We start from the raw sequence: 15,827 nt of genomic DNA, 5'->3' as shown, positions 1-15,827 counted from the left end.
CGCAAACTAAGGCAGGCAAGGGTTTCCAAGATGCGCAGGGTTGTCGTTACGGGATTGGGTATGGTCACGCCTCTGGCCTCTGGGGTCGAGGAAACCTGGTCGCGGCTTCTGGAAGGGCAGTCGGGCGCGGGCCCGATCACCCGCTTCGACGCGAAGGACGTGGTGACGAAATACGCCTGCGAGATTCCCTTCGGCGACGGCACGGACGGCACCTTCAACCCCGACGACTGGATGGCGCCCAAGGACCGGCGCAAGGTCGACGACTTCATCCTCTATGGCATGGCGGCGGCGCATCAGGCGGTGACCGATGCGGGCTGGACCCCCGAGGACGAAGAGGACCTGCTGCGCACCGGCGTGATGATCGGCTCGGGCATTGGCGGGTTGACCTCGATCGCCGAGACGGCGGTCCTGATCAAGGAACGCGGCCCCAAGCGCGTCAGCCCCTTCTTCATCCCCGGCGCGCTGATCAACCTGATCTCGGGCCAGGTGTCGATCCGCTATGGCTTCAAGGGTCCGAACCACGCGCCGGTGACGGCATGTTCGACCGGCGCCCATGCCATCGGCGACGCGGCCCGCATGATCGCCTTCGGCGACGCGGACGTGATGGTCGCGGGCGGCGCCGAAAGCCCCATCAGCGAGATCGGGATCGCGGGCTTCAACGCCTGCAAGGCCCTGTCCACCAAGCGCGAGGACGATCCGAAATCGGCCAGCCGCCCCTATGACGACGACCGCGACGGCTTCGTCATGGGCGAGGGCGCGGGCGTCGTCGTGCTCGAGGAATACGAGCACGCGGTGGCGCGTGGCGCCAAGATCTATGCCGAGGTGCTGGGCTACGGGATGTCGGGCGACGCCTATCACATCACCGCCCCTGCCGAGGATGGCGATGGCGGCTTCCGCGCGATGAAGGCGGCGCTGGCCTCGGCCCGGATCGAGCCGTCGCAGATCGACTATATCAACGCGCATGGCACCAGCACCATGGCCGATACGATCGAGCTGGGCGCGGTGGAACGCCTGCTAGGCGATCACGCGAAGAACGCGGTCATGTCGTCCACCAAGTCCAGCATCGGCCACCTTCTGGGTGCCGCCGGCGCGGTCGAGGCGATCTTCAGCATCCTCGCGATCCGCGACCAGATCTGCCCGCCGACGATCAACCTGGACAATCCCGCGGTCGAGCCGCAGCTGGATCTGGCCGCCAATGCCGCCGTCCGCCGCAAGGTCGATGTCGCGCTGTCCAACAGCTTCGGCTTCGGGGGCACCAATGCCTGCCTGATCATCGGGAAGGTCCGGTAATGATCTGGCGCAACATCGCGTCGAACTTTCTGACGCTGCTGATCGTGCTGATGGTGGCGATTGCCGCCGCCATCGCATGGGCCAAGCGCGAATTCAGCGGTCCGGGTCCAAGCGAGGTTGCGCAATGCGTCCAGATCTCGCCTGGGGCCAGCCTGAACGCGGTCAGCAACCAGCTGGCCTCGCTGGGGGCGATCAGCCACGCATACATCTTCCGCGCGGGCGCGGATTACATGGGCAAGGCGCGCGACCTGAAATTCGGCAGCTTCCTCGTGCCTCCGGGCGCCAGCATGGAACAGATCGTCGATACGGTCACGGCGGGCGGCCCGTCCACCTGCGGGACCGAGGTGCTGGTCCGCGTGGGCGTCCGCGAGAACAGCGTCCTGCTGCGTGACATGAACCCCGAGACGGGCGCCTACGAGGAGATGGCCCGCTTCAACCCCGCCACCGAGGAACGCCCCGAAGAGATCGCGCAGGCCGAGGCCAAGGCCGATGTGCGCCTGTCGCTGGTCATGGCCGAGGGCGTCACCAGCTGGCAGGTCGTCGAGGCCCTGCGCGCGGCCGAGTTCCTGACCGGCGAGGTGACCGAGATCCCCGCCGAGGGCAGCCTCGCGCCCGACAGCTACCAGCTGCAGAAGGGCGCCGACCGCAACGCGATCCTGGCCGACATGGCCCGCCGCCAGGAAGCGATCCTGGCCCAGGCATGGGAGGATCGCCCCTTCGGTCTGCCCTATGACAGCCCCGAAGAGGCGCTGATCATGGCCTCGATCGTCGAGAAGGAGACCGGCGTCGCGGATGAACGCCCGCAGGTCGCCAGCGTCTTCGTGAACCGCCTGCGCCAGGGTATGCGCCTGCAGACGGACCCGACCGTCATCTACGGCATCACGAACGGGCAGGGCATCCTGGACCGCGGCATCCGCCGGTCCGAACTGAACGCGCGGACGGAATACAACACCTACCAGATCGACGGTCTGCCGCCGACGCCCATCGCCAATCCGGGCCGTGCCGCGATCCGCGCCGCGCTGAACCCCGACGAGACGGAATACCTGTTCTTCGTCGCCGACGGCACGGGTGGCCACGCCTTCTCGCGCACGCTGGAGGAACACAACGCCGCCGTCGCCCGCTGGCGCGAGATCGAGGCCAATCGCGGTCTGCCGACCGACAGCCCCGTCCAGACGGACCAGTAACGCGCATCGCATTTGACAAGCAGAGGCCCCCGGATGCAGCCTGCAACCGGGGGCCTTTCGCATTCCGCCCCGCCACCAGGAGGATTCTGCGATGATGAAGATGTCCGACATGCTGAACGCGCTGGCCGACAACGCCCGCACCTTCGAGGAACGCATGGGCGAATGGCAGGATGCCATGTCGAAGAACAGCGAGGAGGCCATGACCCAGGCCCGCAAGTGGCAGGAACAGGCGATGGCCCAGCAGGAAGAGGTCAACCGCCAGATGCAGGCGCATCTGTCCCAGGCCAGCGATACCGTGCGCAACCAGTGGCAGCAGATGCAGGGCACGCTGGAAACCCAGTACGAGACCATGCGCAAGCAGGGCGAGGAGATGCGCGCCTCGGCCATGAAGATGACGGGCGGCGACGGCAAGGGCTTTGCCGACTGGGCCGAGGCCTATGCCGCGCAGATGGTGGGGTTCGCGCAGAAGATGCAGGGCGAGGCCGCCGATGCCATCGCCAAGGCGACCGAGGCGCGGGCCAAGTCGAAGAAAACCTGATGTGATGCGCGCGGAGGGCCTGTAAGCCGGATCCTGTCCACCGCTTGCGCGGCTGGATGACCATTCATCTGCCCCGACCGTTGCCGGCCGGATCTAGCTGCCTACCCGGATCTGCTGGGGCAAGGTGGCCCTGCGGGGTTGCCCCCGCGCGCGATCCCTATTCGGCATTGCTCCCGGTGGGGCTTGCCATGCGGGTCCTGTTGCCAGTCCCCCGGTGGGCTCTTACCCCACCGTTTCACCCTTACCCGTGCGGACACGGGCGGTCTGTTCTCTGTGGCGCTTTCCCTGGGGTTGCCCCCGCCGGGCGTTACCCGGCACCGTTACCTCATGGAGTCCGGACTTTCCTCGACGGTCTGCACCGCCACGGTCATCCGGCCCTCCGCGCAGCTGCGGATATGGACGAGGGGCCCTGGGCCGTCAAGTCGCGAAGCGCGGCGGCGACGGCGCGGTCTGCAGCGGTTTCGGGGCCGCGCGCCCAGGGGCGGTGGCGCAGGCGGAAGGCCGCCAGCCGCGCATCGGCGTCGCATTCGGGATATCCGATGGCCGTCAGCGATTGCGCAAGCGGCGCGTCGGCGGCGGTCCTGCGGGTGAACACGGCCAGCCCTTCGCGGGCCAGACCTTCCCAGTCGAAGCGGGGGCCGGGATCGTCCTTGCGCCCCGGTGCAAGGTCGGAATGCGCGATCACCGCTTCAGGGCCGATCTGCCAGCGCTCCATGATGCCGCGCAGCAGGTCGCGCAGCGCGGCCATCTGCGGCGCGGCAAAGGGGCGATCGCCGGGATTGGCCAGCTCGATCCCGATGGAACGGCTGTTCACGTCGTCCTGCCCGCGCCAGCTGCCCGCGCCCGCATGCCATGCGCGGCGATCCTCGGGGACCAGCGCGTCGATGCTGCCGTCCTCGTCGATCAGCCAATGGGCGCTGACCTCGGCCGCGGGGTCGCACAACCTTGCGCGGGCAGAGGCCGCGTCGATCATCTTGGTGAAGTGAAGCACGATCAGCGACGGGCGCTGGCCGCGCCTGTCGCCATGATTCGGGCTGGGATGCGTCATGGCGCCTGTTCGGCCCGCATCTGCGGGGCGATATCGACCGGGGCGTCCGCCTGTGCGGCGGGCCTGACGATCCGCAGCTTGCGCACGCCCATGGTGGCCGGGGCGGGGACAGGGTCCTTGCTCGCGATATCGGCAGCCTTGGGCGCATAGAAGGGACGCGCGACAGGGATCTCCTGCACGGGGCCGCTGTTCGATACCAGCGCCGCCTCGCGGGCGGCGCGATATTCGCCATAGGGGTTGTTCTCGAACTGATAGTTCGGGTTCCAACCCTGGTTGACGCCACAGCCGGCCAGCGCCAGCACAAAGATCACCTTCCAGCCGCGCATCACGCCTCCGTTCGCTTGTCCGCCGACGTTACCACCAGCGGTCGGGCTTGGCCACAAAACCTGCGGCCCGTTCCAGCACCGATGCCTGGTTCAGCAGATCGCCCTCCTCGAAGGGACGACCGAACATCTGCAGGCCAAGCGGCAGCCCCTGCGCGTCCTGACCGACCGGCACCGCGACGCCGGGCAGACCTGCCAGGTTCAGCGTGACCGTGAACACGTCGTTCAGGTACATCTGCACCGGATCGCCCTTGTCGACCGAACCCAGGGCGAAGGCCGCCGAGGGGGTGGTCGGCGCCAGGATCGAATCGATCCCGTCGGCGAAGGCGTTCTCGAAGTCGCGCTTGATCAGCGCGCGGACCTTGCGGGCGCGGTTGTAATAGGCGTCGTAGAAGCCCGCCGACAGCACATAGGTGCCGATCATCACGCGGCGCTGCACTTCGGGGCCGAAGCCCTCGGCGCGGGTCTTCTCGTACATCTCGACGATGCCGTCGCCCTGCGCCAGCTTGGCGCGGTGCCCGTAGCGCACGCCGTCATAGCGCGCGAGGTTCGAGGACGCCTCGGCGGGGGCGATCACGTAATAGGCCGGCAGCGCGTATTTCGCGTGGGGCAGGCTGATATCCACGATCTCGGCACCCGCGTCGCGCAGCATCTCGGCGCCCTGCTTCCACAGCGCGTCGATGGCATCGGGCATGCCCTCCATGCGGTATTCGCGCGGGATGCCGATGCGCTTGCCGCGGATGTCGCCGGTCAGCGCGGCCTCGAAATCGGGGACGGGCAGGTCGGCGCAGGTGCTGTCCATCGGATCGGCCGACGCCATCGCGCCCAGCATGATCGCGGCGTCGCGGACCGTCTTGGTCATCGGACCCGCCTGGTCCAGGCTGGAGGCATAGGCGATCGTGCCCCAACGGCTGACACGGCCATAGGTGGGCTTCAGACCGACCGTGCCGGTGAAGGCCGCGGGCTGGCGGATCGAGCCGCCGGTATCCGTGCCGGTCGCGGCGATCACCAGGTCGGCGGCCACGGCGGCGGCGGACCCGCCCGACGATCCGCCCGGCGTCAGCTGCTGGCCGTCCGGCCCGCGCCACGGGTTCACTGCGGGGCCGTAGCAGCTCGATTCGTTGGTCGAGCCCATGGCGAACTCGTCCTGGTTCAGCTTGCCCAGCATGACCGCGCCCGCATCCCACAGGTTGCGCGTGACGGTCGATTCATATTCGGGCACGAAACCCCTGAGGATGTTGCTGCCCGCCTGGGTCGGCACGCCCTTGACGGCGAACACGTCCTTCACGCCGACGGGGATGCCCGTCATGGCGGTCGCATTGCCCGCCGCGATGCGCTTGTCGGCCTCGGCGGCCATCTGGCGGGCCATGTCCGCGGTCCTGTGGACAAACGCGTTCAGCGCGCCCTGGCCCTCGGCCGCGGCGATGCAGGCTTCGGTCAGTTCGACCGAGGTGGTCTCGCCCTTGGCCAGCGCGTCGCGGGCCCCGGCGATGGTCATGCGGTTCAGTTCGGTCATTCCACCACCTTCGGCACGGCAAAGAAGCCCTCGCGCGCGTCGGGGGCATTCGACAGGATCTTCTCGGGCATGCCGCCCGTGGTGACGCCATCCTCGCGGCGCTTGAGGCGCATGGGCGTGACGCCGGTCATCGGCTCGACGCCTTCGACATCGACCTCGTTCAGCTGTTCCATGAAATGCAGAATGCCGCTGAGTTCGCGCGCCAGAGCCGGCAGTTGGGCGTCATCGACCGCGATGCGCGCCAGATGCGCGACCTTGCGGGCCTCGTCTTCGGTGATCGACATGACATTTCCTTTCGTTCGGGCGCGGGTCTACCTTGCCCGCGATGATCCCGCAAGATTTCGCGCCACCATATGCGCGCGCGGATGAAGGGGGCAGGGGGGAAGGCCCGTCTTTTCAGGGGTTTGGCCTGTCCGGGCGAAAAAAACGGGACGGCTGCATTTTTCCTCTTGCGGGGCGGAACGGCTTTGCCTAAACACCGCCTCACGCCGCAGGGAAGACCTGCAGCGTGACAAGTGGCCCGTTCGTCTATCGGTTAGGACGCCAGGTTTTCAACCTGGAAAGAGGGGTTCGATTCCCCTACGGGCTGCCACTTCCTTCCATCGCGGAACGGACCCTGACCACCAGGTCGGACCCTTCGCATGGGATGCGCCTTGATCCGGCGCGGGTGAGAAACTTGCCGAAAGGCTGTTGACACCATCGCAAGGATCGCTAAAAGGCGGCTTCCACGGGCGGCAGATGTCGTCGGTGAAACCAAGTGGCCCGTTCGTCTATCGGTTAGGACGCCAGGTTTTCAACCTGGAAAGAGGGGTTCGATTCCCCTACGGGCTGCCACTTCCTTACCTTCGGAATACGCCTTGCAACCCCGTCCGGGGCTGTTGGCATGTCTGTGGAAAACCTTGTGAAAAAACCCGCCGAAAGCGGTTGACTTCGCAGCACGGACAGCTAAAAGGCGGCTTCCATACGAATTCCACGGGGTTTGCGGCGCGCGATTGCCCCGAAGCAGGAGCGACACTCATGGCGAAGCCGACCACCATCAAGATCCGGCTGAACTCGACCGCCGGCACCGGGCACTTCTACGTCACCAAGAAGAACGCCCGCACGATGACTGAAAAGATGACCGTTCGTAAGTACGATCCGGTCGTTCGTCAGCACGTCGAGTACAAGGAAGGCAAGATCAAGTAAGATCTTGACCGTCCGGTCGATGAAAAAAGGGTCGCGTTCCGGATCGGAACGCGGCCCTTTTCCTTTGCCTGCGCGGGAACGAATTCGGCGCGTGAACGGAAAACCCCCGCCCTGATCGGGGCGGGGGTCCGGTTCGTCAGCCCAGCACCTCGGCGATGCTGTCGCGGGTGACCTCGACGATCCTGTCGGCCTCGGCCTCGGTCAGGCACAGGGGCGGGGCGAAGCCCAGGATGTCGCCCTGCGGCATGGCGCGGGCGATGACGCCGCGCTTCAGCATGGCGGCCACGACCTTGGCGCCCTTGCTCTCGGACGGGTCGAAGAGGCGGCGACCGTCGCGTTCGGCGACCAGTTCCACGGCGCAGAGCATGCCTTCGCCGCGCACCTCGCCCACATGGGCGTGATCGCCCACGGCGGCGGTCATCTGCGCGTTCAGATAGGCGCCGACCTTGCCCGCGTTCCCGACCAGGCCCAGCTCGTCGATCAGCTTCAGGTTGGCGATGCCCGCGGCCGCGCCGATGGGATGCGCGCTGTAGGTCCAGCCGTGGCCCAGCACGCCGTTCTCGTCGGTGCCACGCGACAGGACCTCCCACATGCGCTGGCCGACGATGGTCGCGGACAGCGGCGCATAGGCGCTGGTCAGACCCTTGGCGCTGGTGATCAGGTCCGGCTTCATGCCGTAATGGTCGCTGCCGAACATGCTGCCCAGACGCCCGAAGCCGGTCACGACCTCGTCCGCGATCAGCAGGATGTCGTGCTTGTCCAGCACCTTCTGGATCGCCTCCCAGTAGCCGGCGGGGGGCGGGACGATGCCGCCGGTGCCCAGCACGGGCTCGCCGATGAAGGCCGCGATGGTGTCGGCGCCTTCGGCCTCGATCAGCTCCTCCAGCTTCTGCGCGCAATGGGCGGTGAAGTCGGCCTCGGACATGTTCAGGTCGGGGCGGCGGAAGTAATAGGGCGCCTCGGTATGGACCACCTGCGACAGGGGCAGGTCGAACTTCTTGTGGAACAGCTCCAGCCCCGTCAGCGACCCGGTCACCAGGCCCGACCCGTGATAACCGCGCCAGCGGCTGATGATCTTCTTCTTCTGCGGGCGGCCCAGGATGTTGTTGTAGTACCAGACCAGCTTCACGTTCGTCTCGTTCGCGTCCGACCCGCCAAGGCCGAAATAGACGCGGGCCATGCCCTCGGGGGCGCGGTCCATCACCATCTTGGCCAGCGTGATGGACGCCTCGGACCCATGGCCGGCATAGGAGTGGTAATAGGCCAGCTCGTGCGCCTGCTTGGCGATGGCATCGGCGATCTGCGTGCGGCCATACCCCACGTTCACGCAATACAGCCCCGCGAACCCGTCCAGCAGGCGGTTGCCGTCACGGTCGGTGATGTGGACGCCTTCGCCACCCGTCACGATCCGCTGCGGGGCCTCGCCGCGTTCGAACTGACCGAGATGGGTCGAGGGGTGGAAAAAGCTCTCGCGGTCCCATTTCGCAAGTTCGTCATTCGTCAGCATGATTGCTCCTTTCAGGCCCAGTTGCGGCAGATATACTTGATTTCGGTGAATGCCTCGAGGCCCTGGCGGGCGCCTTCGCGGCCCAGCCCCGATTGCTTCATGCCCCCGAAGGGGATCGGTGCGCCCGTGACCTTGGTGCGGTTCACGGCGACCATGCCGTATTGCAGCGCCCGCGTCATGCGATAGATCTGGCGCGGGTCCATGCTGTGGACATAGGCGACCAACCCGTATTCGCTGGCGTTGGCGCGTGCAGTGACTTCCTCTTCGGTGGTGAAGCGGCTGATGGCCGCGACGGGGCCGAAGGTTTCCTCGGACATGATGGCGGCGTCGTCGGAGACGTCGGCCAGCACGGTGGGCCGGAAGAACAGCGGACCCAGTTCGGCATCGACGCCGCCGCCCGTCAGCAGGCGCGCGCCGCGTTCCAGCGCGTCGTCCACATGGGCCTGCGATTTCGCCACCTGCCGGTCGTGGATCAGCGGGCCGATATCGGGATCCTGCATGCCTGCGCCGAGGCTCAGCGCCTCGGTCGCGCGGGCGAAGCGGGCGCAGAACTCGTCATAGATCGCGTCCTGGACATAGAAGCGGTTGGCGCCCAGGCAGTCCTGGCCGCTGGTGGCGAACTTGGCCTTGATGCCCTCGGCCACGGCGCGATCCAGGTCGGCGCCCTCGAAGACGATGAAGGGCGCGTGGCCGCCCAGCTCCATGACCAGCCGCTTCACCGTGTCGGCCGATTGACGATAGAGCAGCCGCCCCACCTCGGTCGAGCCGGTGAAGGACAGCGCGCGCACGCGCTTGTCGGCGGTCCATTCGCCCACGATGGTGGCGGCATCGCCGATCACCGTGTTGACCACGCCGTCCGGGAAGCCCGCGCGCCGCGCCAGTTCGGCCAGCGCCAGCGCCGACAGTGGCGTTTCCGCCGAGGGGTGGATGACCACGGTGCAGCCTGCCGCCAGCGCGGCCGCGGCCTTGCGGGTGATCATCGCGCAGGGGAAGTTCCAGGGCGTGACCAGTGCCGCGACGCCCACGGGTTCGCGCCACAGCTCCATCTCGGCATCGGGCAGGTGGCTGGTGACACCCTCGATATTCGGGCGCAGGGCCTCCTCGGCATAGAACTGCACGAAGCTTGCGGCATAGTCGATCTCTCCGCGGGCTTCCGAAATGGGCTTGCCCTGTTCGGCGACCATGATGCGGGCCAGATCCTCCTTGGCCTCGGTCAGCAGCGCGTGCCAGCGATGCAGGATCGCGGCGCGGTTCTGGGGCAGGGTCGTGGACCAGTCCCCGAAGGCCGCCTGCGCGGCATCGACGGCTGCGCGGGCGCCGTTCGCGTCGCTGATCGCGACCTGCGCGACAAGCGCGCCGTTTGCGGGATCGCGGACGGCCAGCCGTCCTGCGGCGGGGAAATCGCCCGCGCCGGGCAGCAGGCCCGGATCGGCCAGCCGATCTTCCAGCGGGCTGCGATGATCGTCGAACATGGGCCACCTCCTGACTGATTGCGCGGTCAGGATGCGCCGTGGCGCGGGGTGGTTTTCACTGAATGCAAGTTATTCCGCAGAGGAATCCGCTGCCGCAGGCCCCCCGAACCCGAGAATTACCCTTGCGGCAGCAGCGCCGTCACGGGCGGCAGGTCCTTGACCGGCTTCGTCACGATATAGCTGAAATAGCGCCGCACACCCGCGCGGCTTTCCAGCAGGCCGTCCATCATGTCCTGGAATTCCGCGATGTCGCGACAGATCACCGACATGAGGTAATCGAAGCCCCCGCCGATGGCCCAGCAGCCGGTGACGGCATCCATCCGCGCCATGATGCGTTCGAAGGTCTGAAAGCTTTCGGCGCGGTGGCTGTCCAGCTCGACCGTGACGAAGACATGGACATGCGGGCCCATGCGGGTCAGGTCGATCTCGGCCCGGTAGCCACGGATGAGGCCCGCCTTCTCCAGCCGCTTCATGCGGTCCCAGCAGGGGGTGGGCGACAGGTTCACCCGCGCGGCAAGCTCGGTCTTGGCGATCCGCCCCTCGCGGGTCAGGGTCGCAAGGATCGCGATGTCGCGGTCGTCCAGTTTCGGGGCGTTGGGCGGGGTCATGTCGGGGTTGTTCCCCTGCGCCGCACGAATGTCAATCTGGACAATGGCTTCGCCTGCGGCGATCTTGCGGCCATGTCGCATTGGCCACTCCGCCGCGAGGATATCATCCGCCCCGCCTATCGCAGCCTTGCGCAGGGCATTGCCGCCGCCATCGACGCGGGCAGCCTGCGTCCGGGCCAGCGCCTGCCGCCGCATCGCGACCTGGCATGGCAGCTGGGCGTGTCGGTCCAGACCGTCAGCCGCGCCTACGAGGAACTGATCCGCGCCGACCTGATCTCGGGGCAGGTGGGTCGCGGCAGCTTCGTCAGGTCCGGCCCCCGCGAATCGATCGAGGTGCCGTGGTTCCGCGCGCCCACCGACCGCCCGCCGGTGGATCTGTCGATGATGACGCCCGTCCACCTGCCGCGCATCGCGGATGCCTGGGCCGACAGCATGACGCGCCTTGCGCACCGGCTGCCGCAATCCGCGATGCTGTCCTTTCGCCCGCGCCAGACCATGTCGCTTTACGGCGGGATGGCGGCGGCATGGCTGTCGCGCTGCGGGATCACCGTACCCGCGCAGCGCATCCTGATCACCAACGGCACCACGCCCGCGATGTTCGTGGCGCTGCTGACGGTGGCCCAGCCGGGCGACTGGATCGCGACGGAAGCGGTCACCTGCCACACGATCAAGCCAGCGGCCCAGCATCTGCACCTGCGGCTGAAGGGCGTGGAATGCGACGACCGCGGCATGATCCCCGAGGCCCTGATCGAGGCCGCCGCGCGTTCGGGGGGTCGGATGCGCGCGGTGTTCTTGCTGCCCTCGGGCGGGGGGCCGCAGGCGCGGATCGTGGACCGCGACCGCCGCGAGGCGCTGGCCGAGGCCGCCGCGACCGCCGGGCTGATGATCCTCGAAAGCGATCCGACCGGACCGATGCCGCCGCGCCGACCGCCCGCCATCTCGGGCTTTGCGCCGGAACGCAGCTTCTATTTCACGGGGCTGTCGAAATGCCTGTCGCCGGGGCTGCGGCTGGGTTTTCTTGCCTTGCCCGAAAAATTGGCAGAGGCCGCGCTGAACCGGCATCTGTCGATGGCCTGGATGGCGACGCCCCTGATGGCCGAGATCGCGCAGGATTGGATATCCGGGGGCACCGCCGACGCCCTGCTCGAGGCCCAGAGGGCCGAGCTGGCCGCCCGCAACCGCATGGCCCTGCGATACCTCGGCACGGGCTCGCAGGGGTTCCTGCACGGCCTGCACCGCTGGCTGCCGCTGCCCGAAGGCGCGGACGAGCCCGCCACCGTCGCTGCCGCGCTGGACAGGCAGGTCGCCATCGCGCCCGGCGCGGGCTTTGCCGTACTGCCCTCGGGGCCTGCGATCAGGGTCTCGATCGGGGGGGCGGGCATGGGCGAACTGGAACAGGCGCTGCGCAACCTTTCGGCAGTATTGCACCGCTGAGATTACTTCCAAAGCAGGACATTCCGGGGGGCTATTTGACACCCATCGGTATAATTGTCATGGTTTAATATAGAAATTGACTTGGAATCCGCATGGGCAGAACTCTCGGCCCAAGCGCCATCGGGATGCCGGACGGTATCCCGCAACCCCGAGGGCCGGACGCGCAACGCGAAGAGACGACCCCCCAAAGGAGGTAACATGACCATCAAGACCCTGACCGCCGCCAGTATCGCAGCACTGATGCTGGGATCGGGCGCAGCCACCGCCGACACCTGGCGCTATGCCTTCGAGGAGGCGCTGGACGAGGTGCAGGGCGTCTTCGCCCAGAAGTTCAAGGAAGAGGTCGAGGCCAATTCCGACCACGAGGTCCAGCTGTTCCCCTATGGCACGCTGGGCGAAAGCGACAACATCTTGGAACAGACCCAGTCGGGCATCCTGCAATTCGTGAACCAGTCGCCCGGCTTCACCGGCGCGGTCATCCCCGAGGCGCAGGTCTTCTTCGTGCCCTACCTGCTGCCCGAGGATCAGGAGCAGCTGGTCAGCTTCTTCCGCAACTCGGAAGCCATCAACTCGATCTTCCCGGAACTCTATGCCGAGCAGGGGCTGGAACTGCTGAGCATGTATCCCGAGGGCGAGGTCATGCTGACCACCAAGGAGCCCGTATCGGGGCCTGACGACCTGAGCGACGTGAAGGTCCGCGTCATGACCAACCCGCTGCTGGTCGAAAGCTACAAGGCCTTCGGCGCGACGCCCACGCCGCTGCCCTGGGGCGAGGTCTATGGCGGCCTGCAGACCGGCATCATCGACGGTCAGGAAAACCCTGCCTTCTACATCGAATCCACCCGCATGTACGAAGTCACGGACCACATCACGCGCCTGGGCCACAACAACTTCACCACCGCGCTGATGGCCAACCAGGAGTTCTACGAGGGCCTGTCCGACGAGGACAAGACCGTCGTGCAGGACGCCGTTTCGGCCGCCTTCGACCATATCGTCGAATACCAGCAGGGCCTGACCGCCAAGTCGCTGGAGATGATCATGGAGGCCAAGCCCGACATGACCGTGACCGAGCTGTCCGAGGAAGAGCGCGCGCCCTTCCGCGACACCGCATCGGATGTCGAGGCGACCTTCCTAGAAATCGGCGGTCCGCGTGCGCAGGAAGTGCTGGACCAGATGAAGGCCGACCTCGAGGCCGCGGGCAGCGAAGGCTGATCCCCTGACATCGCGGGCCGCGTATCGCGCGGCCCGCCCACCGGTCGGACCGGCCCGGGTCCGACATTCTCCGAACCTCTCCCCATCGGACCCCTGCCCATCGGACCCCAGCCATGACATCGCACCCCGAACCCGACCGCCGACCTGCCGTCGACCCGGACATCATCGCCGCCGCCGAGGCCGTCTCGCTGGCCGATGACGATATCGACGACAGCTCCTATTCCTCGGGGCTGCCGGGGATCCTGGGGGTCGTCGATACCGTGATCGCCCGGATCGAGGCGGTGCTTCTGGCATCGGGCGTCCTGCTGATGGCGCTGAACACCATGGCCAATGTCGTGGGCCGCTTCGGCTTCGGACGCTCTCTCTATTTCTCCGAGGAGGTGAACACGGCGCTGATCGTGCTGATCACCTTTGCGGGCATCAGCTATGCCGCGCGGCACGGTCGGCACATCCGCATGTCGGCCTTCTTCGACGCGCTGCCCTTCCGCCCGCGCAAGGTGGCGATGTTCGTCATCTCGGCGGTGACCGCGACGGTGATGCTGGGGCTGGCCTGGTACGCCTTCGATTACGTCATGACGCAGGCGCAGCGGGGCCGCGTGATGCCCGCGCTGCAGATCCCGAACTGGTGGATCCTGGTCTGGGCGCCGCTCGGGTTCTTCCTGACCGGCCTGCAATACGCGCTGACGGCGATCAAGAACCTGATCGATCGGGCCATCTGGCTCTCGACCTCGACGCTCGAAGGCTATGACAACAACGACGAAGAAGAGGTCTGAGCGATGACCACGGCCATTCTGGGGACGATGATCGTCCTGCTTCTGCTGGGCTTTCCGATGATGGTGCCGCTGATCATCGGCGCGACCGTCGGCTTCGTCGGCATCTTCGGGGGCATCGGCCAGCTGGACACGCTGGTCCAGCAGGTGATCGCGGGGATCCAGCCCGCCAGCCTGATCGCGGTGCCCATGTTCATCTTCGCCGCCGACATCATGACGCGCGGCCAGTCGGCCGAACGGCTGATCGACCTGGTGATGGCCTTCCTGGGCCATGTGAAGGGCGGGCTGGCGATTTCGACCGCGGGCGCCTGCACGATGTTCGGCGCGGTGTCGGGTTCGACGCAGGCCACCGTGGTCGCCATCGGCGGCCCGCTGCGCCCGCGCCTGCTGAAGGCGGGTTACAGCGACAAGTTCAGCCTGGCGCTGATCATCAACGCATCCGACATCGCCTTCCTGATCCCGCCCTCGATCGGGATGATCATCTATGGCGTGGTGTCGGGCACCTCGATTTCCGAACTGTTCATCGCGGGCATCGGGCCGGGGGTGCTGATCCTCGTGCTGTTCTCGATCTATGCCTATATCTATGCGGTGCGCCACGACGTGCCGACCGAACCGCCCGCGACCTGGGGCGAACGCGCCCGCGCCATCCGCCGCGCGATCTGGCCGCTTGGCTTCCCGGTCATCATCATCGGCGGCATCTACGGGGGCGTCTTCTCGCCGACCGAGGCTGCGGCGGCCTGCGTCCTCTATGCGCTGATCCTGGAGATGATCGTCTTCCGCGAACTGACGGTGAAGCAGCTCTATGCGACCGCGAAATCGACGGGGCTGATCACGGCGGTCGTGTTCATCCTGGTGGGTGCGGGCGCGGCCTTCAGCTATATCATCAGCTTCGCGCAGATCCCGCAGGCGATCCTGGGCGGCATCGGCATCGACGACATGGGCCCCTATGGCGTGCTGTTCACCATCTCGATCGCGTTCTTCGTGGGCTGCATGTTCGTGGACCCGATCGTCGTGATCCTGATCCTGGTGCCGATCTTCTCGCCCGTGGTGGCGTCGGTCGGGCTGGACCCGGTGCTGGTCGGCACGATCATCACCCTGCAGGTGGCCATCGGCAGCGCCACGCCGCCCTTCGGCTGCGACATCTTCACGGCCATCGCGGTCTTCAAGCGCCCCTATGCCGAGGTGATCGCGGGCACGCCGCCCTTCATCGTGATCCTGCTGTCGGTCGCGGTGGGGCTGATCTTCTTCCCCGACATCGCGCTGTTCCTGCGCGACCTGGCCTTTGCGGAGTGATCCATGTTCCAACGCATCCTTGTCGCCTATGACGGATCGAACGGGGCCGAAAGGTCGCTGGAAAAGGCGGCCGAGATGGCCAGGCTGTGCGATGCGCAGCTGATCATCCTCACCGTCTATCGCCACCACTCGATGCTGGAGGCGTCGCTGTCGATGACGCGCGGCGCGCGCGATCAGGGCGGCAGCCTGGACGACGCCATGCGCAGCCATGCCCGCGACGCGGCCGATTACGCCAAAAGCCTGGCGCGCGATGCGGGCGTCGAACGGGTCAGCGCCTTCATCCGCGCGGGGCAGCCCGCCCGTACAATCGTCGCCGTCGCCCGCGAAAAGGAGTGCGACCTGATCGTCATCGGTTCGCGCGGGCTGGGCGCGACCGAGAATTACCTGCTGGGTTCCGTCAGCCACAAGGTGACCGGGCTTGCGCCCTGTCCCGTGCTGACCGTCTGA

General features: G+C 67.0%; 15 protein-coding genes, 2 tRNA genes, 1 other RNA gene and 1 pseudogene. 11 read left to right on the top strand and 8 right to left on the bottom strand.

The annotated features are described in order from the left end of the window. The first annotated feature begins 30 nt into the window (after positions 1-30). From fabF to F804_RS0108795, 3 genes are all read left to right on the top strand, one after another. On the top strand, positions 31-1,290 hold the full coding sequence (gene fabF / locus F804_RS0108805) for a beta-ketoacyl-ACP synthase II (protein WP_028725803.1): 1,260 nt from the start codon (positions 31-33) through the stop codon (positions 1,288-1,290). After that, positions 1,290-2,474 carry an endolytic transglycosylase MltG gene (gene mltG / locus F804_RS0108800; protein ID WP_022707382.1) on the top strand — a complete coding sequence of 395 codons (1,185 nt, stop codon included), beginning with the start codon at positions 1,290-1,292 and terminating at the stop codon, positions 2,472-2,474. Before fabF ends, mltG begins: the two co-directional genes overlap by 1 nt. Before the next feature lie 91 nt (positions 2,475-2,565). Next, the gene (locus F804_RS0108795; RefSeq protein ID WP_022707381.1) at positions 2,566-3,012 is read left to right on the top strand and encodes a hypothetical protein; all 447 of its coding nucleotides are present in this window, start codon (positions 2,566-2,568) and stop codon (positions 3,010-3,012) included. A gap of 6 nt (positions 3,013-3,018) precedes the next feature. Here F804_RS0108795 and rnpB read toward each other — a convergent pair. The 5 genes and pseudogenes from rnpB to gatC form a co-directional block, all read right to left on the bottom strand. Continuing rightward, positions 3,019-3,395, bottom strand: an RNA gene (gene rnpB / locus F804_RS16940) — RNase P RNA component class A. A gap of 20 nt (positions 3,396-3,415) precedes the next feature. Next, positions 3,416-4,060, bottom strand: a pseudogene (locus F804_RS16080) (N-acetylmuramoyl-L-alanine amidase); the annotation flags it as partial. Further along, positions 4,057-4,386, bottom strand: coding sequence for a hypothetical protein (locus F804_RS16935; RefSeq protein WP_022707380.1), 330 nt, complete (start codon positions 4,384-4,386; stop codon positions 4,057-4,059). The pseudogene F804_RS16080 and the gene F804_RS16935, both read right to left, overlap by 4 nt. Positions 4,387-4,414: 28 nt before the next feature. Then, positions 4,415-5,899 (bottom strand): Asp-tRNA(Asn)/Glu-tRNA(Gln) amidotransferase subunit GatA, encoded by a 1,485-nt coding sequence (gene gatA / locus F804_RS0108780; RefSeq protein WP_022707379.1) that lies wholly within the window; start codon positions 5,897-5,899, stop codon positions 4,415-4,417. Next, entirely contained in the window at positions 5,896-6,183 is a 288-nt protein-coding gene (gene gatC / locus F804_RS0108775; RefSeq protein ID WP_022707378.1) for an Asp-tRNA(Asn)/Glu-tRNA(Gln) amidotransferase subunit GatC, read from the bottom strand. The genes gatA and gatC overlap by 4 nt, the downstream gene beginning before the upstream one ends. Before the next feature lie 233 nt (positions 6,184-6,416). Here gatC and F804_RS0108770 point away from each other — a divergent pair. The 3 genes from F804_RS0108770 (at position 6,417) to rpmG (ending at position 7,084) form a co-directional block, all read left to right on the top strand. Continuing rightward, positions 6,417-6,491, top strand: a tRNA-Glu gene (locus tag F804_RS0108770). Between the two features lie 167 nt (positions 6,492-6,658). After that, positions 6,659-6,733: transfer RNA gene (locus F804_RS0108765), tRNA-Glu, on the top strand. A 183-nt stretch (positions 6,734-6,916) separates the two neighbouring features. Next, complete coding sequence (gene rpmG / locus F804_RS0108760; protein WP_022707377.1) at positions 6,917-7,084, top strand: 50S ribosomal protein L33; 168 nt, start codon at positions 6,917-6,919, stop codon at positions 7,082-7,084. A 136-nt stretch (positions 7,085-7,220) separates the two neighbouring features. Here the strand turns inward: rpmG and F804_RS0108755 are convergent, their stop codons facing one another. The 3 genes from F804_RS0108755 to F804_RS0108745 form a co-directional block, all read right to left on the bottom strand. After that, the gene (locus tag F804_RS0108755; protein WP_022707376.1) at positions 7,221-8,591 is read right to left on the bottom strand and encodes an aspartate aminotransferase family protein; all 1,371 of its coding nucleotides are present in this window, start codon (positions 8,589-8,591) and stop codon (positions 7,221-7,223) included. 11 nt (positions 8,592-8,602) lie between these two features. Continuing rightward, positions 8,603-10,063, bottom strand: a complete 1,461-nt coding sequence (locus tag F804_RS0108750; protein ID WP_022707375.1) for an NAD-dependent succinate-semialdehyde dehydrogenase — start codon at positions 10,061-10,063, stop codon at positions 8,603-8,605. 116 nt (positions 10,064-10,179) lie between these two features. Next, positions 10,180-10,671, bottom strand: coding sequence for an Lrp/AsnC family transcriptional regulator (locus tag F804_RS0108745; RefSeq protein WP_022707374.1), 492 nt, complete (start codon positions 10,669-10,671; stop codon positions 10,180-10,182). A gap of 72 nt (positions 10,672-10,743) precedes the next feature. On the opposite strand from F804_RS0108745, the gene ehuR reads away from it, so the two are divergent. The 5 genes from ehuR to F804_RS0108720 all read left to right on the top strand — a co-directional run bounded on the left by ehuR (position 10,744) and on the right by F804_RS0108720 (position 15,827). Continuing rightward, a complete protein-coding gene (ehuR, locus tag F804_RS0108740) occupies positions 10,744-12,105 on the top strand; it encodes a MocR-like ectoine utilization transcription factor EhuR (protein ID WP_022707373.1) in 1,362 nt (453 codons plus the stop codon). Positions 12,106-12,303: 198 nt separating this feature from the next. Next, on the top strand, positions 12,304-13,317 hold the full coding sequence (locus tag F804_RS0108735) for a TRAP transporter substrate-binding protein (protein WP_022707372.1): 1,014 nt from the start codon (positions 12,304-12,306) through the stop codon (positions 13,315-13,317). Between the two features lie 113 nt (positions 13,318-13,430). Beyond that, positions 13,431-14,090 carry a TRAP transporter small permease gene (locus F804_RS0108730; protein WP_022707371.1) on the top strand — a complete coding sequence of 220 codons (660 nt, stop codon included), beginning with the start codon at positions 13,431-13,433 and terminating at the stop codon, positions 14,088-14,090. Between the two features lie 3 nt (positions 14,091-14,093). Next, positions 14,094-15,380, top strand: a complete 1,287-nt coding sequence (locus F804_RS0108725) for a TRAP transporter large permease (protein ID WP_022707370.1) — start codon at positions 14,094-14,096, stop codon at positions 15,378-15,380. 3 nt (positions 15,381-15,383) lie between these two features. Then, the gene (locus tag F804_RS0108720) at positions 15,384-15,827 is read left to right on the top strand and encodes a universal stress protein (protein ID WP_022707369.1); all 444 of its coding nucleotides are present in this window, start codon (positions 15,384-15,386) and stop codon (positions 15,825-15,827) included.

The organism is Paracoccus zeaxanthinifaciens ATCC 21588, from assembly GCF_000420145.1.
Classification (GTDB): Bacteria; Pseudomonadota; Alphaproteobacteria; order Rhodobacterales; family Rhodobacteraceae; genus Paracoccus; species Paracoccus zeaxanthinifaciens.
Note: the sequence above shows the minus strand (reverse complement) of the source record. Positions and strands in the feature narration are given on the sequence as shown.